24 protein-coding genes are annotated in these 22,092 nt (G+C 65.3%); 5 read left to right on the forward strand and 19 right to left on the reverse strand.

All coding sequences use genetic code 11. From position 1 onward, the window contains the following. Window positions 1–9: 9 nt before the first annotated feature. The 4 genes from K307_RS41710 to K307_RS47095 all read left to right on the forward strand — a co-directional run bounded on the left by K307_RS41710 (window position 10) and on the right by K307_RS47095 (window position 3,094). Entirely contained in the window at window positions 10–1,044 is a 1,035-nt protein-coding gene (locus tag K307_RS41710) for an IS630 family transposase (protein WP_042876560.1), read from the forward strand. A gap of 441 nt (window positions 1,045–1,485) precedes the next feature. Then, a complete protein-coding gene (locus tag K307_RS41715; RefSeq protein WP_042886863.1) occupies window positions 1,486–1,734 on the forward strand; it encodes a FitA-like ribbon-helix-helix domain-containing protein in 249 nt (82 codons plus the stop codon). A gap of 233 nt (window positions 1,735–1,967) precedes the next feature. Continuing rightward, window positions 1,968–2,042, forward strand: a complete 75-nt coding sequence (locus K307_RS50180) for a hypothetical protein (protein WP_230626398.1) — start codon at window positions 1,968–1,970, stop codon at window positions 2,040–2,042. Between the two features lie 593 nt (window positions 2,043–2,635). After that, window positions 2,636–3,094 (forward strand): DUF3742 family protein, encoded by a 459-nt coding sequence (locus tag K307_RS47095; protein ID WP_080745397.1) that lies wholly within the window; start codon window positions 2,636–2,638, stop codon window positions 3,092–3,094. Here the strand turns inward: K307_RS47095 and K307_RS41730 are convergent. The 17 genes from K307_RS41730 to K307_RS41810 form a co-directional block, all read right to left on the reverse strand. After that, the gene (locus tag K307_RS41730) at window positions 3,013–4,530 is read right to left on the reverse strand and encodes a conjugal transfer protein TraG N-terminal domain-containing protein (RefSeq protein ID WP_042886865.1); all 1,518 of its coding nucleotides are present in this window, start codon (window positions 4,528–4,530) and stop codon (window positions 3,013–3,015) included. The two genes, K307_RS47095 and K307_RS41730, sit on opposite strands and share 82 nt — an antisense overlap. Window positions 4,531–4,545: 15 nt before the next feature. Continuing rightward, the gene (locus K307_RS41735; RefSeq protein WP_042886866.1) at window positions 4,546–4,899 is read right to left on the reverse strand and encodes a hypothetical protein; all 354 of its coding nucleotides are present in this window, start codon (window positions 4,897–4,899) and stop codon (window positions 4,546–4,548) included. Beyond that, complete coding sequence (locus K307_RS41740; protein ID WP_042886867.1) at window positions 4,896–6,299, reverse strand: integrating conjugative element protein; 1,404 nt, start codon at window positions 6,297–6,299, stop codon at window positions 4,896–4,898. Before K307_RS41740 ends, K307_RS41735 begins: the two co-directional genes overlap by 4 nt. Further along, entirely contained in the window at window positions 6,299–7,690 is a 1,392-nt protein-coding gene (gene iscB / locus K307_RS41745; protein WP_042886869.1) for an RNA-guided endonuclease IscB, read from the reverse strand. Before iscB ends, K307_RS41740 begins: the two co-directional genes overlap by 1 nt. Before the next feature lie 293 nt (window positions 7,691–7,983). Continuing rightward, a complete protein-coding gene (locus K307_RS41750; protein WP_042886870.1) occupies window positions 7,984–8,934 on the reverse strand; it encodes a TIGR03756 family integrating conjugative element protein in 951 nt (316 codons plus the stop codon). Continuing rightward, on the reverse strand, window positions 8,931–9,377 hold the full coding sequence (locus tag K307_RS41755) for a TIGR03757 family integrating conjugative element protein (RefSeq protein ID WP_042886871.1): 447 nt from the start codon (window positions 9,375–9,377) through the stop codon (window positions 8,931–8,933). The genes K307_RS41750 and K307_RS41755 overlap by 4 nt, the downstream gene beginning before the upstream one ends. A gap of 187 nt (window positions 9,378–9,564) precedes the next feature. Next, complete coding sequence (gene radC, locus K307_RS41760) at window positions 9,565–10,059, reverse strand: RadC family protein (protein ID WP_042886872.1); 495 nt, start codon at window positions 10,057–10,059, stop codon at window positions 9,565–9,567. 195 nt (window positions 10,060–10,254) lie between these two features. Further along, entirely contained in the window at window positions 10,255–11,046 is a 792-nt protein-coding gene (locus K307_RS41765) for a DsbA family protein (protein ID WP_419187212.1), read from the reverse strand. Further along, a complete protein-coding gene (locus K307_RS41770; RefSeq protein WP_042886874.1) occupies window positions 11,030–13,921 on the reverse strand; it encodes a conjugative transfer ATPase in 2,892 nt (963 codons plus the stop codon). Before K307_RS41770 ends, K307_RS41765 begins: the two co-directional genes overlap by 17 nt. Beyond that, window positions 13,921–14,355 carry a TIGR03751 family conjugal transfer lipoprotein gene (locus K307_RS41775; protein ID WP_042886875.1) on the reverse strand — a complete coding sequence of 145 codons (435 nt, stop codon included), beginning with the start codon at window positions 14,353–14,355 and terminating at the stop codon, window positions 13,921–13,923. The genes K307_RS41770 and K307_RS41775 overlap by 1 nt, the downstream gene beginning before the upstream one ends. Continuing rightward, complete coding sequence (locus tag K307_RS41780) at window positions 14,336–15,817, reverse strand: TIGR03752 family integrating conjugative element protein (RefSeq protein ID WP_042886876.1); 1,482 nt, start codon at window positions 15,815–15,817, stop codon at window positions 14,336–14,338. Before K307_RS41780 ends, K307_RS41775 begins: the two co-directional genes overlap by 20 nt. Then, window positions 15,807–16,727 carry a TIGR03749 family integrating conjugative element protein gene (locus K307_RS41785; RefSeq protein WP_042886877.1) on the reverse strand — a complete coding sequence of 307 codons (921 nt, stop codon included), beginning with the start codon at window positions 16,725–16,727 and terminating at the stop codon, window positions 15,807–15,809. The genes K307_RS41780 and K307_RS41785 overlap by 11 nt, the downstream gene beginning before the upstream one ends. Continuing rightward, complete coding sequence (locus K307_RS41790) at window positions 16,724–17,413, reverse strand: PFL_4703 family integrating conjugative element protein (RefSeq protein WP_042886878.1); 690 nt, start codon at window positions 17,411–17,413, stop codon at window positions 16,724–16,726. The genes K307_RS41785 and K307_RS41790 overlap by 4 nt, the downstream gene beginning before the upstream one ends. Beyond that, complete coding sequence (locus tag K307_RS41795; RefSeq protein WP_042886879.1) at window positions 17,410–17,859, reverse strand: TIGR03750 family conjugal transfer protein; 450 nt, start codon at window positions 17,857–17,859, stop codon at window positions 17,410–17,412. The genes K307_RS41790 and K307_RS41795 overlap by 4 nt, the downstream gene beginning before the upstream one ends. Before the next feature lie 12 nt (window positions 17,860–17,871). After that, window positions 17,872–18,234, reverse strand: coding sequence for a TIGR03745 family integrating conjugative element membrane protein (locus K307_RS41800; protein WP_042886881.1), 363 nt, complete (start codon window positions 18,232–18,234; stop codon window positions 17,872–17,874). Window positions 18,235–18,256: 22 nt separating this feature from the next. Next, the gene (locus tag K307_RS41805; RefSeq protein WP_042886882.1) at window positions 18,257–18,496 is read right to left on the reverse strand and encodes a TIGR03758 family integrating conjugative element protein; all 240 of its coding nucleotides are present in this window, start codon (window positions 18,494–18,496) and stop codon (window positions 18,257–18,259) included. Beyond that, the gene (locus K307_RS41810) at window positions 18,493–18,861 is read right to left on the reverse strand and encodes an RAQPRD family integrative conjugative element protein (protein ID WP_042886883.1); all 369 of its coding nucleotides are present in this window, start codon (window positions 18,859–18,861) and stop codon (window positions 18,493–18,495) included. Before K307_RS41810 ends, K307_RS41805 begins: the two co-directional genes overlap by 4 nt. Before the next feature lie 23 nt (window positions 18,862–18,884). On the opposite strand from K307_RS41810, the gene K307_RS48725 reads away from it, so the two are divergent. Continuing rightward, the gene (locus K307_RS48725) at window positions 18,885–19,118 is read left to right on the forward strand and encodes a hypothetical protein (protein WP_196251660.1); all 234 of its coding nucleotides are present in this window, start codon (window positions 18,885–18,887) and stop codon (window positions 19,116–19,118) included. A 49-nt stretch (window positions 19,119–19,167) separates the two neighbouring features. Here K307_RS48725 and K307_RS41815 read toward each other — a convergent pair whose 3' ends face one another. Together K307_RS41815 and traD are read right to left on the reverse strand one after the other, a co-directional pair. Then, entirely contained in the window at window positions 19,168–19,917 is a 750-nt protein-coding gene (locus tag K307_RS41815) for a TIGR03747 family integrating conjugative element membrane protein (protein WP_042886884.1), read from the reverse strand. Beyond that, window positions 19,914–22,085: a type IV conjugative transfer system coupling protein TraD gene (gene traD / locus K307_RS41820; RefSeq protein ID WP_042886886.1), complete on the reverse strand. Its 2,172-nt coding sequence runs from the start codon at window positions 22,083–22,085 to the stop codon at window positions 19,914–19,916. Before traD ends, K307_RS41815 begins: the two co-directional genes overlap by 4 nt. Window positions 22,086–22,092: the final 7 nt, after the last annotated feature.

Raw genomic sequence — 22,092 nt, forward strand, 5'->3', positions numbered from 1 at the left:
TCATTCAACATGAAACGAGATGGCCGTACACTCGATCGCGCGACGCAAGAGGAATTCCGCCGGCTTGCCTTGCGCCGGGTTCGCGAAGGCGAGAAACCATCGGTGGTGGTGAAGTCGCTGGGCATGAACCGAACGTCAATCTACCGTTGGCTCAAGGCGGCCTCGGGCTCGGGCAAAGGCGCGCGGGCGCTGGCATCGCGTCCAGCGACAGGCCGGCCACGCAAGCTCACGCGAGCGCAACAGGCGCAGGTCTTTCGGTGGATCAACGGGCGGGATCCTCGGCAGTACGGTCTGGACTTCGGGCTGTGGACACGACAGATTGTGGCCACGCTCATCGATGAGAAATTTGGTGTGAAGATGGGTGTCACAGCGGTGGGCAGGCTGCTGGCGGGACTGGGCTTGAGCCCGCAAAAGCCATTGCAGCGGGCGTACCAACGAGATCCGCAGGCCGTCGAGCGCTGGCAGCGTGAATCATTTCCGGGTATTGCGGCTGCGGCCAAGCAAAGCGGTGCGGACATCTACTTCTGGGACGAATCAGGATTTCGAGCCGACGCGGTGCATGGCAAGACCTGGGCGGTCAAAGGCGAGACACCGGTGATTGAGCGCCCCGGGCAGCGCCAATCGATTTCCGCCGCGTCCGCGGTGAACGCCAAAGGTGCCTTCTGGTTTGCGACCTACAAAGGGGCCTTGACCGCGGAGCTATTCATCGAATTGCTCAAGAAGATGATGAAGGGCCGCAACCGCCCAGTGCATCTGATCGTTGACGGACTGCCAGCACACAAGAAGGCCAATGTGCGCGAGTACATCGAATCGACCAAGGGAAAGCTCACGATGCATGTGCTGCCGGGTTACGCGCCCGACCTGAATCCCGACGAGTTCGTGTGGAGTCATCTCAAGCGAACTGGTGTGGCGCGCAATCCGTTGCGAGCGGGCGAGAAACTGGAAATCCGCGTTGAGCAGCACCTGCACGAGGTGAAGAAGAACCGCCGGCTTGTGCGCTCATTCTTCGACGCCCCATCTGTCGCCTATATTTCGGACTGCTGAGTAAGACCCATTCCCTTGCCCTTCCCAGCCCTTTCTTGTCTTCGGACCTTTGGATATAGGGCAACGGCTCCTCTCAGGCCACAACCAATGCGGGCCTGGACCAGGTCGGATTGAGATCTGGCCGACAGCATCATGTTCCTGGCCGATATCGCCGAGCCTGAGGGTGCGCAGGATGCGAACCTGCGTGACCCTGCTGATCAGCCTGTGCTGCTTTTACGCTGTTGGCCGCGAAAGCCGATTACCTTGTCACTGGTGACAAGGAATTGCCGGCGCTGGCCAGCCAGGTACCCCCCATCGTCACGCCAACGGGGTTCTGGTCCCGACATGGCCGGTAGTCTGGCTGTAGGCGACGGTATTTGGAGCCGCAGCGAGGTAAAGAGCGGCTGGGATGATGTTTGCAGTCATTGACTAAAATGCAGTCAATGACTAACGGAGGTTCGAATGGCAACCATGACCATCCGAAACATCGACGACGAGCTCAAGGCACGTCTGCGGATACAGGCTGCAGTCCATGGCCGGTCCATGGAGGGCGAGGCCCGCGATATCCTGCGCGCCGCGTTGTCGGTCGAACCGGTCCAAGGCAAAACTCTCGTGGAGACCATTCGTGCCCGGATCGACCGGCTGGGCGGCATTGAACTGGAATTGCCGGCACGCGAGCCGATGCGCGAACCCGTGGATCTGGGTACATGATCGTCCTCGACACCAATGTGTTGTCGGAGTTGCTGCGTCCGACACCGGATGCCCGCGTTCCGGCATGGCTGGCGGCTCAGCCGCGCTCGGTCGCGCGTGGCGGGAAGGGTTGCGTCAGGAGGCGCGTGCCGTGCGCTGGATGGTCGGACGGGGAGTCCCCACCGATGCGGCAGGCACTGCCTTGAGTACTCAAGCTGCTGGTGCTGGCGGTGCTGCTGTACGCGGCGTTGTGGGTGGCGCTCTTGCTCGTCTTCGCTGTAATCGCGGCCTGGGTGGCAGGGCAAGATCGCCAAGATGACGAGGGATGACTGGTCTTTCTCGACGTTAGACGAACTGCAGAAGACTCCGGGATACGACCCTGTGCCCTACAACGACATCGAACACCCTGATTTTCCTGATGAAAAGGGCAACTGACGCGCAACTTATTCCGCCGACTACTTCATCTTCCCCGATATTGCTCCAGGATCTATTGCTCCGGCGCTCGCAGCCCCCCTTTGGTTCCTTCCAACAGGCTTGATCATGCTGTCGGCACGGACGCCGACCCAGCTCAGGGCGCCAACCCAAAAGGGTGGCGGCACGATATACATCGTCGCCATGACGAAGTTCAGCAGCATATCGCCGAAGTCGTCGAGCCGGAGGGCGCCAAGGACGAACCTGCGCGACCCCGCCGACCAGCCCCCTGCTGCTCACGTTGTTGGCGGTGACCACCGGCGACAAGGAGCTGCCGGCGCTGGCCAGCCAGTACCCCAGCCTCACGCCTGCGGAATTTTGGGCACGCCACGAAGTCTGATTGGATGTTGCAGGAAAATCAGCCCCTCGGTTGAAAAACCGTGCAGGATTCAATCAAGCGAACCAAAAAACGAATCGAGGGACACGGCAGGACAAGCATGAGGTAGCCAAAATGAAACCCATTGTACAGACAACCTTTGCGGAGCGCGTGGGCCGGACCCTGGGCCGGCTGTGGCAGCGTTGTGTGCGGCTGGATCGGAAGGCGACGAATTGGCTGGTGGCGCGAGGATCGGCGCCTGGCGTCGCGATGGCTTTGCTGATGGCGCTCAAGCTCGCCGCGCTCGGCGTGTTGCTCTACACCACATTATGGCTAGCCTTGCTGCTTGCATTCGCTCTGGCCGGCGCCTGGATCATTCGGAACGATGATGGAAGCTATGATGAGGAACACAAGGCAGAATGGAGGCACGGTCCTGCCGGGTATGGCTTGTATTCTTATGATGATCATCGAATCGATCCTCACGATCCTGAAGACGAACAAGACGAAGCAGGTCACTTAAAAGTCTTCATGGCGATACCAGAGCCTTTCCCACCTGCAGCCTGCGCCTCCTTAGATCCCACACTCAATGACTGAAGCACGGCGCCAGCCTGCACGCCTACCCACCCGAGTGCGGCCACCCAGAATGTCGGCAAGATGATGAACATCGTCGCCATGACGAAGTTCAGCAGCATGTCACCGAAGGCGTTGTTCAGACCGATCAAGGGATCGAAGTTCGAGTGCGGCCGGTTCGCACCGAACCCCCAGCCGTAGAGCGCATCGAGGATCGTGCTGTCCAGCCAGCGCGCAAGCTGGAACCAGAAATCCACGAAGAACAGCGCGAACTCGACGCAGCTCACGGCGACCACGGCCTTCAGCTCGTAGGTGCCGAACAGCAGCACCAGCGGGATGCAGATGACAAGTGCCATCTTGAGCAGCGACAGCACCATCGGCAGCGCCTGGCGCGCCACGTCCATGGCCGGGAAGAAACCAGGCGACCCGGCGGCCAGGCCGAGATCGCCAGCACCGCGCGTCACGATGTTTGGCAGCGTCTTCTCGATCTGGCCACCGTAGTCGGTATAGACGGCACCCTGGTTCATCTTCTGCTGCCGGGGCGAGACGACGGCGCGGATCACCGAGTCGTTGACCTCATTCTGCGAGAGGAACCCCGCCCATCGCCCTATGCGAGAGAGCAGATCGGGATCGACCTGGGCCAGCAGGCGTGCACGCAGCCCACTGCTGCCATCGGACCACCACTGCCGGCAGGTCGGATAACCACCGCCGCTGTCCACCTGGGCCAGTCCCGCATCGCGGGCCGCGTCGTAAGGCCAGGCCGTGCGCGGCGTGCTCGAATGGTAGGTGTCGTAGAAGCCTGCAGTGTTGAGGAAGTAACCCGAACCGATCCAGGTCACGTCGTTCATCTGCTCTTCGGAGAGCGTTGGCCGGCTCATGAACAGCTTGGCGCGCGAAGGGCCATAGCAGTCGTGCACGAAGTCACCCACCTCTTGAGCCAGCACCGGGTCATCGATGCGCGTGGCATTGACATCCATGCGCATCTGCCGCAGGTCCGTTCCACAGGGGATCGCGGCGACCGCCGCGCCCGTGACGGCCTTCGAGATGGCGTGCATGAAGAACCACCACACAGGCACCAGCGCGCTCTGGTTGTTGAGCGTGGTGTAGGCGTTGGACCAGCCCGTAGAGCTCGCCTGCGGAACACTGATCTGGCACTGTGCAGAGCGCGTGGTGTCAAATTTGATCGTGCTCAGGTCCACCGGAATGAACGGGATGCCGGCGAACAGGATGACCACGATCGCTACCCACACACGGTTCTCGATACGCATCGAGGACAACACACCCTTGTTGCCCTCGTCCGCGCCTTCGGCCCTCGCGCGCAGCCACTCGTGGATCACGATGGCAACGAACGGCAGCGCGAACAGGCCGCTGGCCACGAGGATGTTCCAGATGCCGTTGTTGACCACCCACCCCACCAGGGTCAGGTAATACTCCAGGTAGTCGGTCGTGTAGAGGGTCATGAGGTCCTCCCAGCTTCAGCCATGGCGCAGCAGTTGGCTGCCTTCGAGCAGCACGATGGTGATCACGGCCGCGATCTCGACTCGCAGCAGGCGTTGATGCGCTTCGCGCGACGGCTCGCGCTGCCGCAGGCGCCCGCGCATCCACCACCATCCATAGGCCGTCGCCGCGTAGAGAAGCAGCCGCCAGATGAAGAAGTGGGCCGCGTGAGCACGCAGCCAGCGCTCCCAGCCGTCGATGCTGCCGAGGACGTGGATGCCGGTCACATTCACAACCGCGGAGATGCCGGCTACCACCAGTAGCCACAGCAGCGCAATGCCCACGCGGCGGTTGAGCAGCCAGGCCGGCCGCAGCCAGTTCCGGGTGGTCACGGCGTGCTCCGAGGCTTCTGCACTTCCTTGAGCCGATCGCGCATGGTGTCGCCCTCGAAGATGCCGCGCGAACCGCCGGCGCGGGCGTCGTGGCGCTGCATGATCGCCATGGCGGAGTTGCCGGCCAGCGTGCGCCGCAGCTCCAGCTCGGTCTTGAGGTTGTTGATCTCCTGCTCCAGCGTGCTGTTCTCCTGGTCGACAGCCTTCACCGCCAGCTCATTGGCTGCAACGTTCGGCTCCTTCTTGCCGGTCAGCAGCGTGCGCTGCAACAGCAAGGCCTTCTCCAACACACTCGACAGCGCCGCCTCGGAAGCCAGCCGCTTGCCCAGTAAATCCTGGTCGGGCTCGTCGCGCAGGGCTTCGATCACGCCGCGGGTGATCGGCAGCGAATCGCTGCCGGCCGCCTCGAGATTCGCGACGGTTGTCGGCTTCGCTCCTGTCACCAGCTCCTGCAGCGCCTGCAGTTTGGCTTCGTACTCTTCCTGAATCACCGGCGTGAGGCCGACGCCCGGCGTCGTCTGCGTCTTGGTGCAGCTATCACAAGTGCGTTGCTCGCGCTCGCCCAGCACACGGGTGGCGAAGTTGGTAGCGGCCTGCGGCGAGGACCAGGTGAGGCAGGTCAGCCGATTGCCGCAGGAAGCACGCGGAATCGATGAGGTATCCGTGACGCTTCGGCCATTGAGCAGGTTGTAGCCCGCGCGGGTTACGTCGCTCACCACCTTGATCGAACTCTGGCCCGAGCCGCCCGCATTGCCGCCGCCGACCCAAGGCACGCCGTTGTTGCCCTTGTTCGATTCGGCCTGCTCGATGGCCGACACGGCATCGGCGCTGCTGACCGCATTGCGCAGTGCCATGCCCTCGGCGAGCTGATCCCACCCAGCCTGGCCGCCTGCCATGTCCGCCATGCGGTTGGCGATGGCGCGGCAGGTCATCTTGGAGCGATCGAAATCCAGCCGCGCCTGCAGCACGCCGTTTGTCAGCAGGTTGTAGAGGCCCGGATCAGCGCGCTGGATGATCAGCGCCGGCAGCGACGCCACGGCGCTGGTGGCGTTCTGGATTACCGAGGACATGATGGCCTGGAAGCCGTTGGTGATGCCGTTGAGCTGGTTCTGCAGCGTCGTCGTGATGCTCATGTCGCCGCAGATCAGGTTGCTGTTCCAGCCGGCCCCGACGCCGATGCTCTGCATGTTGCCGGCCCCGCCCATGGACACGGCCCGGCCGCCGCCCACACTGTAGAGCACGTCGTCGCCAATGACGCTGCCGCTCACGCTCGCGCCGTTGCGGTCGATACGGGTCTGCGCCCAGGCGATACCAGTTGCGGCCGTGACGGCGCAAACGAGCGCGATGGCTAGCGCGTAGGGCTTGGCACGCTCTGTCATACGGGAATGGGACGCCTTCATCAGTTTGCGCGAGAAACCTCGGCCTTCAGGCCGGGGAGGGATAGAGCGCGACGCGAAGCGTCGCCCCTGTTCTCGCTCTCCTTTGCTGTTTGCACTACGAGTTGGTATCCGTATCCGTCGCCGCGCTGGATCACTTTGCAGTGCATGCCCTGCACAGCGCCAGCAGCAGTTTGGATGTTGAAGAAGCCAGTCGCCCTGATGGCGACCCGGCCGACATACGTGCCGGCCTTCTTGCCAGTAGGAACGATTGCCTTGACCATGTCGCCGGTCTGAAACCCAAATGCGCGTTTGCTTCGCATTAGATAGCCGCGCGGGAAGCCGTTGGCGCTCAGCCGGGTCCTCTGATAGCTCCCGCGGCCAGTGCATTGGATACGCAGCACGGGTCGTTGCCAGTCCAGGACGGAATGCACTTGCCCAACGCAGGCTGCATCGAGCGCATGCGACTTGGGGATTTCGAGGCGCCGATGGTTGTACTTGGTCTGGCCGCCTGATCCTGTTTCGACCGGCAGGCCGAAGGATTTGAGGGCGTCCAGGAGGGCCAAGCGGGTGGCGTTCACCGCAGCGGCATCCCGCAATGGTGCTTTCGCGCGCGCCAGGATTCGCTTGGCGCGCGCTGGATCCTTGCGCAGAAATACCTCCAGCGGCAACTTTCCCTTCTTCTCATTGCAGGGCCGGCAAGCGAGCGTGAGATTGGAAACGCGGTTCGAGCCGCCGCAAGCCTTGGCGACAATGTGCTCAGTCTCCAAGGGACGATCGGCCGCGTCGCAGTAGGAGCAGGTTCGCCCGAACTTCGCCAGGAGATACTCCTTGACCTCATAGCCAAGGAGTGTCCCTTGCTGGTATTCGACCCCGGAGATCTCCGGATTTTCCATCGCCTGCATGTCAAAGCGGACCAATTCCAGGCTCAGAGCAGTGATGGGAGCGAGTTTGATGAAGCGGCGCACCCACGCTTCGGTGGTGACGACGCGGTGGCGAAGGCTAGGCGCAAGCCAGCCTTCGGGCCGGCGGCGGTTGTCAAATCGCGCTGCGCGGTAGCGCGTCTTGCGCCCGCGGCGGGCGCGCCGCATCGAACGGCGGGCAGTCAACGCCTCGCTGATCTGCCGGCCACGGTGGATGATCTCGGCCAGCGAAAGAACGTAAGCCCTGCGGGCTCCGTCTGCGCCAAAGGTCGCCTCGCGGACGATAGCGACACCAGTCTCTTTGCTGCCCGGATCCAGCTTAAGGCGCAGGGGCGGGACTTCACTGTCGTTCAGGCACCGGTCAATCAGCCGGATCGCGAACGGCATCAGCCGATGCACGCGAGCGCGGCCACGCTCGAGCAGCAACCGCGCTCGCTTCTCACTACACGGCATCAACGGCTTGCCGTGCTTGTCCAACACAAAGACTGCCATGGCAATCTCTCCTATATGGTTGCCCTTACGGGCCTGGTTACGCGCCCCTTGCGGGGCGTCTCCCTTCGGCAAGGTTGCGAACCGGCGATCTGCCCCTGTCCGTTTCGTGCTTACCCTGTCGCTTGTCTGCAACCGGGGCTTCGAGAGTTTGGGACTAAGTGAAGCATCCCAACGTCGGTCTTGCACCTATTCGCAACGTAGCGGGTTGGTTACCGCTTTGCCTGGTCAACCCGAGCTTGTCAGTTGCCTTTCAAGCTCCGGCCTTTAGGCCGGGGTAGTTGGCCGGGAATACCTCACATGAAATCGACGCTACCGAGGAAGACCTGCCCCCGGCGCTGGCAACAGGCATAGGGTCGCCACAGCGCCCAGGCGTAGTCGCCCCGCTGGGCCTGCACGCGCCGGCTGTTGTGTGGAAATACCGCACAGGAGTTTGAGAGGGTCGGCGTCAGCTCCTGCCACTTGCCGGTGGAGGCATCGCCTTCCATCAGGGCGCCGGCCGGCCAGTAACCACCGCGGGGATTGGCCAGCAGCGGTTGATAGACGTGGGGCTGGGTGCGCCGGGTCACGATGTCGCCCGCACGCTGCACGACGACGGCGCCGCTCTTGTAGTCGTCGGTCTGATGCATGAAACCGCCGCGCGGATAGACGTTGCCCCACAGGTTCCGCGTCGTGCGCCCGCCGATCTCACGCATGCCGGGGATCAGCGCCTCCGGGTAGGCCATCTCGGGCACGTTGTAGCGCCAGGCCAGCGTGTCGAGCGTGCTCAGGAGGTACGGCATGAAGGCCGTGCCCGCGCCCTGGCACGCGTAGCCAGACGCGCTGGCGAATTGGCTGAACACCGAGCCCGCGGGATGCCCGATCACGTCAGCGTTCTTGAATTTCCCCAGATTGTTCTCGTTGTCGTGGTTGGTGGTGCCATCGCCGCCGGCCTGGGCCGTGGGATTCGGCATGCTCATCGCGCGCACCTCGATCCACGGGTTCTCGCCAGTGTTCGAGTAGCTCGACACCACCGCATCCGGGACGTAGTGGCGCACCTTCACCGACGTGCGCACCCTGCAACCCGACCAGGAGCAATACAGCCAGTAGCAGATGCCGACGACGCGGTACTCCAGACAGTCGGGCGACGCGGCAGAGGCCACGATGGTGGCTGTGTTCAAGGCGAATGCTGACGCGGCACCGCCCAGGAGCACCGACACGATGGCGAGCCGAACCCGGCGATAAGACACCGATAGCAGGCGGTTCATGGCTGTGTCCTCCTATGGGCCTCGATGCATGCTACGGCGCGCGCGACGTCCGGGTCGCCGTAGACCACATAGCGGCGGTCGACCACTACGGCGGGCACCTTGACAATGCCCAGCCCCCAGGCATCGGCGACGCCCTGGTAGGCTCGGCCAATCCGGCGCTGAAGTTCGTCCTTGCCCTCCCTCATGCGCTGACGCACGAGGTCGGCGGCCAGGCTGGCATCTGCGGGCAGGCCCGCAGACAGCTCGGCCTCGATCCGGGAGGGAAGGTCCAGTTCGATGACCCTCTCACCGCCCATGGCTCGCACTGGATGGCGGCTGTCGGTAACGACAAGCACGTCGGCGGCGAAGGTGGCCGTGCTGAACGTAAGCAGCATGGCTGGCAGTACGGCGGCGATGCTGAGGGCCGGCCACCCCGGCATGGACTTGAAGAGAAAGACCGGCATGTCAGGCGCCCTTGGAGTTGATCAAGGCCATAGTCAAACGTTGAAGGCGGCATTGCCTCGACAAACAAAGCGCACTGCGCGCGCTCCGTTTGTTGGGTCAGCACCGAAGTCCTCTGGAACGGCGAGAAGAAAGGCGGGAGCCGAAGCTCCCGCTGGGGTGGAACATACGCGCTGGCGTGGCGACCGGTTACAGCAGCCCCGACTCGGCGAACGAGTACGGTGTGCCCTTGCCGATGATGAGGTGGTCCAGCACCTGGACGTCCACCACCGCCAGGGCGGCTTTAAGCCGGTCCGTGAGCGCACAATCGGCCATCGAGGGCTCGGTCATGCCGGACGGGTGCTGGTGCGCGAGGATGAGCGCCGAGGCGTTGAGGGCCAAGGCGCGCTGGACAACCACCCGCAGATACACCGTGGTCTGGCTGACCGAGCCCTTGAACAGCGGCTCGTAGGCGAGTACCCGGTGCTGGCTGTCGAGGAACACGGCGGCGAAGACTTCGTTGGGCTCCGCAACCAGTTTAAGGCGCAGGTAGTCGCGCACGGCGGCGGGACCGTTCAGCGCCGGACCGGCCTTGAAGACACGCTTTTCCAGCAAGGTGATGGCCTGCTGGATAATCCAGTCCTCGTGCTGGGCGGCGATCAGGGTAAGCGACTCCGGGCTGGAATCGGCAACGACGAACGACATGGCAAACCTCCTATGGGCTGAGATCGGAGGGCGCATGCCCAGGAGGGCAAACCCTCCAGGGGACGACGGGATAAGACAGGGGACCGGCAGGCATCCGCCACCGCAGGAGCAATGGTTGTTCGCGGCCAGGGATGCGATGCGAACGGGGTTTCGATCAGCGCGGTCGAGCCGCGCCGTAGCCTTGAAGATCGAGGACTACCTGGGCATGACGCCGACGGATGCGGCGGGCATGTCTGGAGAGCGGGACGGTTCGGCGGCGGCCTGGCCACCCGCGGCGAGCAGATCGAGAGCCGAAAGCAAGGCATCGCCTTCGACAGGCCCGTGCAGCAGCACAGTCTTACCGGTCTCACGGTCCCGCAGCAGCAGGGCTGGCGTCGCGGTGACGCCGCTCTTGGCCGCCTCTTCGGCTTGGGCGTGGATCAATGCACCGGGCCGCTCGGAAGCCAAGCACTGCTGCACGGCCGGCGCGAGGTCGGGATAGCGCAGCCCCTCCGGTAGGCCCTGCCCGTCGCCGCGCGTATGGGCATAGACCCATTCGACCGCCTGCCAGAACGCGGCGTGGCCGCCGGCAACACCGACACATTCGACCAGGCGGGCTTCGGCGGAAGCAGCCGGCTCGTGCATCGCGAGCGGCAGGTGGTGCCATTGCAAGACTGCCTCTGGGTGTTTATCGATCCAACGCTTGAGGACCGGGAAGTAGGTCCGGCAGAACGGGCATTCCAAGTCCGCATACTCGACTACGGTGAAGCGCGCATCAGAACGGCCGTAGCGCCAGGGCGGTCCGGGCACCGCCGGAGGCCGTGCCGCAGGCTTCGCGTCGGTATGGGACTCAGGTTGAACGGTGACCGGCGCCGAGGCTTGGGGAGGCAGTGCCAGCCAGGCGGACACGCCCACCAGCAAGACGGCCGCGAGCAGCGCGGCAAGGAAGGTCCGGGAGCGGGCAAAGCCAGGTAGCTGCATCGTGCGCTCCTTACGGCGCCAGCGCATCGAGCGCAAGCGACTCGATGCCGCGGGCGCGGTCGATCTTCTCAGCCACCTTGAAGGCTGCATCCAGTTCACCGATACCGTACTGCTGCATCAACTGGAAGCGCTCGGCCTTCTCCTCCGGCTCGGTCTGGGCCAGCGCAAGGTAGAGACTGGGCGGCACTGCGCGAAACAGCACCTCCATCGACTTGGACAGGATCACGCCCTCGCTGAACTTGCCGGCCTCCTTGCGTGCCGACAGCATCAGCGCCTTCTGCGCCGCATTCAGCTCGCGGAAGCGCGCAATCTTCTCCACCTCGTCGGGCGGCATCGACAGGCAGATCCACCACTCGATCATGTTGAGCATCGGTTCGGCCGCCTTGGGCAGATCGTCGATGTTCTGGGTCGCGAGCCAGTACCAGGCGCCGAGCTTGCGCCACATCTTGGTGATCTTGACCACGTAGGGCGCGAGCAGCGGGTTCTTGGTGATGATATGGCCCTCGTCGGTCACGTTGATGATCGGCCGGCCGAGGAACTGGTCGCGCTCGGCGATATTGTTCACCGTGTTGATGAGGCTGATGTAGGCGATCGAGAGCTGGGCGTTGTAGCCCTCGCGGGCGAATGTCGCCAGATCGACGATCGTGATGTCGGCCTCAGGCCAGGGCGTGCCGGGCCGGTTGAACATCTCGCCGTCCACGCCCTGGCAGAACATGTCCATCGCGTCGGCCATCTCCAGCAGCCGGGCGCGGCGCACCTCGGGCAGCGTCATGTCGTGGGCGCGCTCGCGCAGCGCGTCGCGCACGTCGCGCGTGAGCACAGTGTGCTTGTCGGCCACGCAACGCTGGGCCGCATCGAGGATGCACTGGCGGATGAGGCTGCGGTCGGCGCGCGTCATCCGGGCCTCTTCCTTGTCCTCGCCGCCGGTGATCATCAGCCGCGCGGTGATTTCCAGTTCGCCAAGCACGTCGCGCTGCTCATCAGCGTCCGTGACCTGCGCTGTCTCGTCGCGGTCCTCGTCCAGGTCGTCGGCATCCAGCGTTTGCACTTGGCCAGGCGTGTCCACCAGGCGCCAGGCGTCGCCGAACGGGGCCAGGCTCACCCCGGCGCCGGGAGCGAGCTTGACGCGGTGCACCGACAGGCCCAGGCGCGTGGCGAAGTCGCCGAACAGACCAAAACTGTTGCCCGCCTCGACGATGAAGAGCCGCGGCCGATAGATCGCCGTCACCTGGTTCAGGATGTTGTTCAAGGTGGCACTCTTGCCCGAGCCGGTGGGGCCGAAGAGGAACAGGTGGGCGTTCATCTGCCGGTCGAGGCGGTTCAATGGATCGAAGGTAATCGGTCCGCCGCCACGGTTGAAGAAGGTGATGCCCGGATGTCCTGTGCCCTGGCTGCGGCCCCACACCGGCGCCAAGTTCGCAGCGTGCTGCGCGAACATGAGCTGGGTGTACCACTGCCGCTTGTCCAGGGCCGGGTCGAAGACGCAGGGCAACCAGCGCAGGTAGCTGTTGAGTGGCGCCACCTCGTCTTCCTCGCGCACCGGCTGCAGACCGGCGTTGAGCATGACGTTGACCAGTTGCAGGCCGCGGGCGTCGAGCTGCTGCAGGTCGCGCCCGCGCAGGTAGAAGGCCAGCGCGCCGCGGTAGAGCTTGTGCGCGCTGCCGATCAGGCTGCGCGCTTGCTGCACGTCCTGGCGAGTCTGCTCCGAGGCGAGCGTCTCCCCCACCGACTTCTTGCTCAGGTGGTTCAGGTGCGCTTCCAGCACGTCCTGCGGCGTAGCGACCAGCGTGAGACACATCACCGTGTCTTCCGGCATCTGGTCGAACAGCGCATTGACCGCATCGCCTCCCTTGCGGGTCTCGCCGGTGATATGGCCCGTCGCCGGCGGCGTGCGCAGCCGGTCCATCACAATGACTCGGTGCGGCATGCCGTCAAAGAGCCAGGTGCCGTTCGCCACATCCGAGCGCGGCTGGCCGAAGAACAGACGCTGTGCGAAGTCGCCGCCGGCCAGCTCGATTTCCCCTTCTTCCGGCTCGTCGGGATAACGGGTCAGCGCGTAGAAGTGCTCCCGATCCTCGTCGCTCGGGCCGAACATGGTCGGATGGGGGTTGAACCAGCGCAGCAGCCAGTCGTGGATGTCGGCGGCATCCAGGCGGCGAGCCTTCACGCCCGCGTTTGCGAGCCCGCCGACGAGGCGGTCGCAGATCGTCGTCAGTGCCTGCTCGGGCGACTGGCCTCGGCGCGTCGAGGTAGCCGTTGGTACGCGCCGATAGACCACCATGCGCACCCGCCGGACCTGGCCACGCCACGGCAGGCGCGTCACCGTGGTGTCCTCGAAGAGGCCACCGGGCTTGGCGATCGCGCGCAGGTGGTGCGCAAACAAGCGCAGGTAGAACTCACTGAAGGCACTGCCCTGGGCGCGCGGCCGCACGTAGCCGGCCAGCCTGCGCAGGTAGCCATCCCAGGTCGCCTCGTCCTGGGCGTAGAGCTGGACCACCCAGGGGTTCTCGTCGAGTTCGTCGAACGAGTCCTGCAGCGCGTTCTCCAACGCATCGCGCGCTTGCCACAGCCAAGCCATCTCGCGCCCCTCGGTGCCCACCGGCGCGAGCTCGAAGAAGGCGGCGACGGACTGCCCGTCTTCCAGAAGCATACTCTTCGACTCGGGCAGGTATTCGACCCAAGGCAGCAAGTCCGCGAAGGACGGGGCCACGTCGTAGAGCGCCTGGACTTCCGCCTCGGTGGCCGGGTTGCGGCGGCCGGCGGCCAACGCGCTGCCGGGCTCGGCAATGCCTTGCGCGGCCAGCGACGACACATGCCGGGTCCAGGTGTCGTCGGCCGGCGCGTCGGCGCCCGTTGGCGTCTCGGCCTGGCGTGCCCGAAGGAAGGGAACGGACCGGATCATCAGTAGTCCTCCAGGCGTTCGCCCGGCATGGCGTACGGCACCCGCTGGTAGAGCGGGAACACCGTGGTGTAGCCGGGCACCGGCACCGGATCGCTGCCTGCCAGGTGCGGGAAGACGTACATCACCAGGTCCGGGTTCGGCAGTCGGTGGAACTGGCGATAGATCTCGTTGGCGGCGGTGCGGGTGTAGGCCGCATTGGTCGCGGGCATGCCCTGTACCTCGGCTTCGGTCAGCGGCCGGCGCAAGCCCTGGCGCGCATCGAGCAGTTGCCGGGCGGGCTGGCCGCCGCCCGCACTGCCGCCGGTCTCCTGGTTCCAGACATCGAGCATGGTGTGATCGCCCTGCGCCAGCAGCTTGTCCTTGCTGGTGGCACACCCTCCCAGCACCATGACTGCGATCAGGGTTGCGGCCGCTTCAGTCCAGATCCGACGCATGAGCTTCTCCGATGCGGTGATTGACCCGCCGCCCCTTGGCGTCGTAGTCGATGTTGAGGGGCTGCTCCAGGTGGACGGCGACCTTGGCACCAGGCTGCACGTAGATGGCGGCAAACGCCTGCCCGTAGAGCTTGTTGACCCAATCGGCCATGTCGCGCACGCCACCGGCCAGGATGCGACCCATGGCCTCGTTGCCGGAGATGCCCACCGTGCCGAGCGAGCCGTTGCTGTTGGAGACCACTGCCACGCTGCCGTTGTCGGACTTGATGAGCGAGGCCACGCCGGCACCGGCGGCGGTAATCAGCGCCTGCGAACCGAGGTACTGCTGCGCATTGCTGCGCCGCTCGCCGGAAACGCAGGGAATGCCGTAGGGATCGCTGATCCAGCCCAAGCCGCCCCGTGCGGCACTGCCGTCCGCGCCGTTGCTGCCTGCCTGGCCACCGTTGGCGCCCTGGCTGCGCGAGCTGTTCTCCGGCACGGTGCGGATGGTCCCATCCTGGAAAACAAAGGTCACGCTGCGGATCTGGCCGCGCACGCACGAAAGCGTCCAGTCGCCCGAGGCGGTACCGCTGACCACGGCGCCGGCCACGTCGGGGATGTCGATGCCGTTTGCGGTGAGGTTGTCCGGACCGATCAGCACCTTGAAGGGATACGGGTCGTTCACCGTGCCGTCGATCGGCACGCGTCCGATCAGCGCCGTCATGGCAATTGACCCCATCAGTGTCGAGTTGGACGGCACCGTGTAGACCGGCTTGACCGAAGCCCCCACGGCACGGCTGCCTGCATCGGCGACGGTGATCGCAACGCGGTCGGCCGTATTCGTCAGGGTCTTCTGCGCGGGTCCGAAGCTGGTGGGGAAGTTCAGGCCGCCACCTGCACCGCCGTTCTTGGCGGGCTTGGCATCGTCCGGCTCCACCCAGCGCGTGCCGCCGCTGCTGCGAGCACCGCTGCCGTGGCCGCCGCCGAAATTCTTGCCATCGCCCTCCTCCAGGCCCAGCCCGATGGGCAGGTCGGACTGCGCGCCCTTGCCGGAAAGCCCGTCGAGGCGCCGCTGCAGGTCTTGCAACAGGCCCTGCGTCTGCTGGCGATCGTTGGCAATCTGATCGCGGTCCTGCTGCTGGCGGCCGCGCTCGCCATCTAATGCGGTCTGGATGCGTTGGTCGATCGCGCTCTCGCGGGCACGCATGCGCTCGTTCTCGGCCTTCTGGTCTTTGTTGTCGTTGAGCGCGGCTTGTAGCTCGTTGCGCAACTGCTTGACCTGGGCGACCAGCGTGGCAACGGTGTCGCGCGCCGTGTCGCCCTCGATACCCAAGGCCTTCATCTCTTCAGGCGTGAGCGGGTTGGCAGCACCGGGCTGACCGGGCTTGGCGCCACGATCACCCGAGAAGAGCTTAATACCGACGAAGACCACCAGTAGCACCATCGGTATCAGCAACCACTTGAGGAGGGGGTTACTTTTCATTACGGGCACCTCCTCCTTCGGCCTGGCCGGCCGCGGCTGCCGCCGGCAGGTTCACGGCGGCGTCGATGGGTGCCACCTTCGGCAGCAGCGACTCGGCCAGGCCATGGCCACGGGTAACCAAGTAGACCACGGTGGTGTCGGCCGACTGGCCGGCCGGCCCCAGGGTCGCATGCTGGAAGGTTGCCGCGACGAAATCGCCTTGCAGTACGCGCGGGTCCAGCGCCAAGCGCCGTGCCGACGTGTTGGTGAGCTTTACGGCCGTCACCCACTGGTCTTCGAGCCGCCACGCAGCCAGCGCCTGCGCGCGCACCGGGAGTGTGGGCAGCAAGGTATCCAGTTTGAGATGCCGGTGCAGGTTCACGCGGCCGATGCCGGTCAACGGCTCCACAGTCCGAAGCGGCGCATAGAGGTTCTGTGCCGCATAGCGTGTCAGCACCACAGGCACCGGGGTCGCGCGCCGGGCGGCCGCGCTGGCCGTGTCGCGACGCTCGCCCTCGCTCGCGCTGGTACCGGCTGAGTCGTCAGCGCGGAGCGGCGCCCCATCGCCCTCGACGATGCGCACGGGCTCCAGCGCCGGCTGGCCCGCCTTGGCCGGCTCGGCAGCGATGTCGAGCAGGATCAGCACCCCGGAGTCCACATCCTGCAGTTGCAGCCGAGAGGGCGGAATCGGCTCGCTTGCGCGCAGATAGATCGCACCGCCCGCGCTCTGCACGCGCAGGTGCGATCCGATGCTCTCCGGCAGGCCGATGCGCACGTTGCGGTCGATGAAGATCACGCGCTCCTGGCCGACCACGAGCGGCACGGCCAGGGGCAAGCGCTCCCAGCGCAGGATCTCCACGGCGTGGCCAGTGCAGACGAGCCCCATGCCGAGCAGGATGCCAGCCAGGGCTGGCAGGACAAGGCGCTTCATGGGGCTCCTCCTTGCAGATGGGTGGCAGCGGCAGGCTGGCTGGCCGACGCAGGTGCTGGCGCCGGTTCGATGCGCCGTGGCGCGCTCGCATAGCAGTCCAGGGCCAGGCCGAAGGGGTTGTGCTCCGGGTCGACATCCATGCGCACGACCTTCAAGGCGTAGCGCACCAGTGCGCGCTTGACCTGCTCGGATCCCAGGTATTCGTCGGCGCTCACCTCGAGCGTGACGATCCAATCGTTCGCCGACACGGCTTGCACGCGCGACGTGGGATCGTCGCCGTAGCCCCGGCCGGGAATCTCGTAGATGCCGCGCACGCGCTGGCGCAGTTCGCCGTTGTTGCGCCGCAATTCGTAGTCCTGTTGTAGGAAGGACCGGCATCGCGGCGTTAAGTAAGCGGACAGCGCCTTGAGGTTGCGCGGATAGTCCTCCTCGCCATTTGCCGGCCAGCGCTGGGCCTGCTGCCAGATGTAGAAGGTGAAGGCGTAGACGTTTTCCGGGGGCACGTCCCACCACTTACGGGTGCTACCCGAACGCAGGTCCGGGGGCACATGGATGGTCAGGCTCTTCGGCGAACTCCACCAGCCGAAGCCGAGCAGCAGCGCCACGACGAAAAGCGCGGCGGCACCCAAGCGCAGGGACTTGACGTGCGCCTGCAGGTGCTTGACTTCGTTCTTGAACCGACTCATCCGGCACCTCGACGGCCGGACGTGGAAGACCGCTGGCGCCGCGTGGTCCACCAGCCCGAGCAGGTGATCAGCTGTCGTCCCCCCACGTGGGGCGCAAGCGCGGCGTAGCGCAGCGCGAGCCGCCACTGGAGCTGGCGGTACAGCCAGGTGTCGGGCCGACCGCGCTTCTGCCGGCGCAGCAAGGCGCCACCTGCGAAGACGCCGATTCCGATGCCGACGACGATCAGCGTCGGGACCATGGCGATGCTGTGGGTCAGCCAGGCAACCGGCAAACCGGCCAGGAAGCCGGCCACACCTGACAGGCCGGCGCAGGCCCACAGCTCATCGGCGGTCAATCCGCGCACCACCACCGGATGGCGGTTCAAGCGATGCGGCAGGAAGGTCACGAGCCCATCACCGGGGCCATCATCTGGGGCCTGCCTCGGGATCCGCGGGTAGCCGACCATCGGTGCCGGCCCTCAGAGCACACCGGTGGCCTTGGTCACCAGCCAGATACCGATGACCAGCAGCATGGCGCCCACCGCCACAGTGAGGCCGAACTGGCCCCAGGTAGCGCGGCCGGTGTGGATCTCGGCGTAACGCGTATAAGCGTGGTAGCAGACTCCGATGAACATCGAGGCAACCACGAGTAGCGCGACCAGCAGCACGATGTCGTAGCCGTAGTTCTGCAGCGTTTGCAGGATGCCTTTACCCGCGCCGCGCGATGGATCTTCCATGGTCGGCAGGGCAGCGAACGAGGCCAGCGGCGTGGCCGTGATGCCCAGCAAAACGAGCACGGCGGCAATGCGTGTGGCGCGATGGGAAGTCGAACAAGTGTTCATGGCGTTCAATTTTTCGTGGTGGTCAGGACAGGAGGAAGAAGCTCAGCACCAGGTATATCGCGACGAAGCGTACGACCACGCCGAGGAACTGGCGCTGGGTTATTCGGTTCTCGGCCCAACCGACATAGGCGGTACGCATCGCCCACACGCCCCACAGCAGCAGGACGGCGAAGACGAAGCCGAGGACAACGGTGGAGACGCTCGCGGGCGTGAAACCGCCGCTGGCCTGGAAGGCGGCGACCTGATCGGCGGAAGGCGTCATGGTGTTGACTCCTGGCGTTCATCGCGGTGCACGTAGTCGCCGGCCAGGGGAACGGGATCGCGCGGCTGGGCGCGCTGCGGGACGAGGTGGTCCTGCACGCCTGCGCGCACGCGCTTGAGGTCCGCACGCAGCCGGGCGTAATCGAAGTGGTAGCGGGCTCGTTCATTCAGCGCGGTGTTGGCGGCGTGCTCGGCCAAGCGGTCAGCCAGTTCGATCTGGCGTGCCAGAGCGCAGAGCTGCTCACGCTCCAGGGCGCCATCGGAGGCAATGGCCACACGCACGACCGAAAACGAGAGGGCCAGCGCCAGCAGCAGCATGACCATTGCGCGCGGGCACGCGCCAGTGCGTCGGCAGGTCTGTTTCATCGTGCCATTCCCCGGTGAAGTGAATGGCGTCGATGCTGCGGCGCGCGCCGATCAGGCGCAGTAGAGAAAAAGAACTTCTGTGCGACCGGATTGATGGCGCCATGCCCCGCCAGCGGCCCACTTATTCGTCGACCGTCAGACGATCGACGCCAAACTTCACCCAACCCAGCACGCTGGTGAACGCCGGATTGACGGTGATGACCTTCACGCCGCGCCTGGCGGCGCAGCGGGTGACGAGCTTGATGAACGTGCTGTAGGCAAAGCCAGACAACGTCTTCGCGTAGCGCTGCCCGACCTCGCCACCGCCTAGAGGTACTTCTTGAACGTCGCTGCTGCGATGCACATGGCTACGCCGAACATAGCTGCGCTGGGCAACAGGATCAGCAGCGGATGGACGCTCACCGGCAGTGCCAGGTACGTGACCCAGGGCAGAATGGCCAGCGGCATCAGGCTGGCCTTCGCTCGATGGTAGACGAATCCCGACTCTCGGCCGGCTCCGAAGCTGCGCACGTCGCGCCGAACCAACCCATCCACCAGGCCGACGAAGGCGGCCATCAGGAACAGCGGCAAGGTCAGCGTCAGCACCAGCAGCCGCACGAGAAACACGAGCGCGGTGTAGGCCGAGGCGATCAGGTAGCTCTCCACATGCACATAGACCATCCCCAGGTAGTAGCGCAAGTCATGGGCCTGGCTGCGGACACCGGCGCTGGCCTGCGTGGCGGCATCGCGTATCCAGTCGAGCAGTCCGCTTTTTTCGAAGACCCAGTCGTAGGTCAGCTCGACAAGCTGCCGGGCGGTGCGGCCGGGTTCCTGCACCAGCACGCTTCGCGTAAAGCTCTCCGATACCAGGGCCAGCTCGTGGTTGAGCATGCCCTGGGCGTGACGCCAGCCCTCCTGCGGCCAGAAGAAGTGCAACCCGATGCACTCGATCACGATGCAGAGGAGCAGCGAGCCGCACAGCACGCCAAAGAAGCGGAACGGCAAGGTGATGAGGCCCGCGATCAGTCCCTGTTGGTGGACCTGCTGGCGCTGCGCTGCGACGGCCGGATCGCTCATGTTAGGTCTCCTTCGTGGCCAGCCTCATCGGCCGCGGCCATCTGCTGGAAGTTCGCCAGCAGATCGTCCGGCAGCGCCTGGTCCAGCAAGTCGGGGACGCCTTGGCTCTCCCACCAGTCGCCGGCCTCGGCATAGTGCTGCCGCATGTAGCCGGCCAGCTCCTGCAGATCCTTGGGCATGGCCTCGTCGGGGGCGGGTGCCGGCAGCGGCATGCGGATCTTCCACAGATTGCCGCCCTCGATCAGCGCGAAGCACTGCCCCTTGGGCAGGCCGACCACGTGCGCTGGCTCGATCAGCGGCACGCTGGTGCTGCTGATGCGGTCCTGGGTGTTGGACGTGAACGCGGTGTTGCCGCTCGGGTCGGAGCTGTCGGTCGCGCCGCTCGTCACCGTGGTGGCATACACCTCGACCTTGGGCAGTTGCCGCGTCAGCAGTTCGGCCGTGGCGGTCTCGCGCACGCGCAGCATGAACAGGTTGTTGAAGTTGCCGACCACCTGCCCGGCCTTGGCGCGGTTGCCGATACGCGCCTCGATGTCAGAGAGCGTCTGCGTGTAGGCCGTCACTTGGACCCCGGCGCCTCCGCCCTTGTTGATCATCGGGATGAACTCGTCGCCTATCAGCTCGTTGAACTCGTCGGCGTGAACGTTGATTGGCACCTTCACGCCAGTCGATGCGCCCGGCAGACCTTCGTCGATGCCGAACTTGTAGATATGGCCGGCGACTGATACCAGGTCGCTGAACATCGAGTTGCCCACGGCAGCGGCGACCTCCGCGTCCGACAGCGCGTCCAGGCCGACGTAGACCACTGCGCGCTTGCGGATAATCTGCATCCAATCGAAGATGGGCCGCAGGTCGTTCAGGTCCGAGTAGTTCGGCGCGAGCAGTTGCGCGATTTTTCCGGTGGTCAGCTTCTCCAACAGCGGCAGCAGGCTCGCAACGATCTTGTCGAAGTAGGTGCGGTCGTAGCGCACCGCGCTGCGCAGGCCATCGAGCACGGGATCGTAGATGCGAACCTGCGAGAGATACTGCTCCAGCGCCACGACCCGCTTCTCGCGCCCGATCATGTTGCGCGGAATGTTCTTGTCGTTCAGCCGCGCCTCGAGTTGGACGATGACCTCCCAAGCCTTCGGCTCGCTCTTGGCGAAGAAGTGCTGGGCGTACTCGATGAACAGTGCGTCGATGTTAATGACGTGGCGCTGGATCAGCAGGTAGTCGGGACGCTGCCCCAGCTCGACCAGAGCGCGCGCGATGATGTTGACAAAGCGCCATGCGAACTCGCGGAACGCAGCGCTGTTGCCTTCGCCCGAAAGCTGGCCCGCAATGCGCGTGGCAACCTCGGAGATGCGGCCGAAGCGGCCCACGGCGTTGTAGCGCGCCGAGATGTCCGGCCAGCCCAGGTGGAAGACGTAGAACTCCCCCTCCCGCCCGGCACGCCTGGCCTCCACGTACATGCGCTTGAGCAGATCGGCGTCACCCTTGGGATCGAAGACGATCACCACCTCGTGCTGGCCGCCCGCCTTGCGGCGAATATCCTGGGTGATGAACAGTTCGGCCAGGCGGGTCTTGCCCACGCGCGTGGTGCCCAGCACCAGCGTGTGGCCGACCCGCTCGCCCAGCGGCAGGGTGACGTCGACCTCGTGCGGCTCGACACCGTGCAGGCGTGGCAGGCCGCCGACCGGCGGCAGCGGCCGCGCCGGATTGAGTGGGCTGTCCCAGGCCAGAGCCTTCGCCAGCCTGGACACCGGGAACGGTGCGAACTCCAGCCGCTCCTCGATCCGCCGTGCCACCTTGTAGATTACCGTCGGTTCCACGTAGCGACGGAACTGCGCCCGATAGGTCTGCAGGAGCCTATGGGTGTGGCGCTGATCCCATCGAAAACCCCGGCCGACGAATAGCCGCTGCTGGCTGACGGGCACGTCGCGGCTGGTCATCACGTAGCGCGGTAGCCTGCGGATGTTGCGCCGGTAGCGCAGGATGGCCCAGGCGTCCCGCAGCCGGATGGCGCCGAAGGAGAGGAACGCCAGCGCGCTGCCCAGGCCCAGCAAGGGGCTCAGCGCGAGCGACCACGGTGCCACCAGGCACAGCAGTGCGGCGCCCACACAGACCGCGACGGTGTATAGCTCCACCGCTGGCCGCAGCAAAACCTCGATGGTCTGGGACTGGGCCATGGTCGGC

This window comes from Cupriavidus necator A5-1, assembly GCF_000744095.1.
GTDB classification, from domain to species: Bacteria; Pseudomonadota; Gammaproteobacteria; order Burkholderiales; family Burkholderiaceae; genus Cupriavidus; species Cupriavidus necator_A.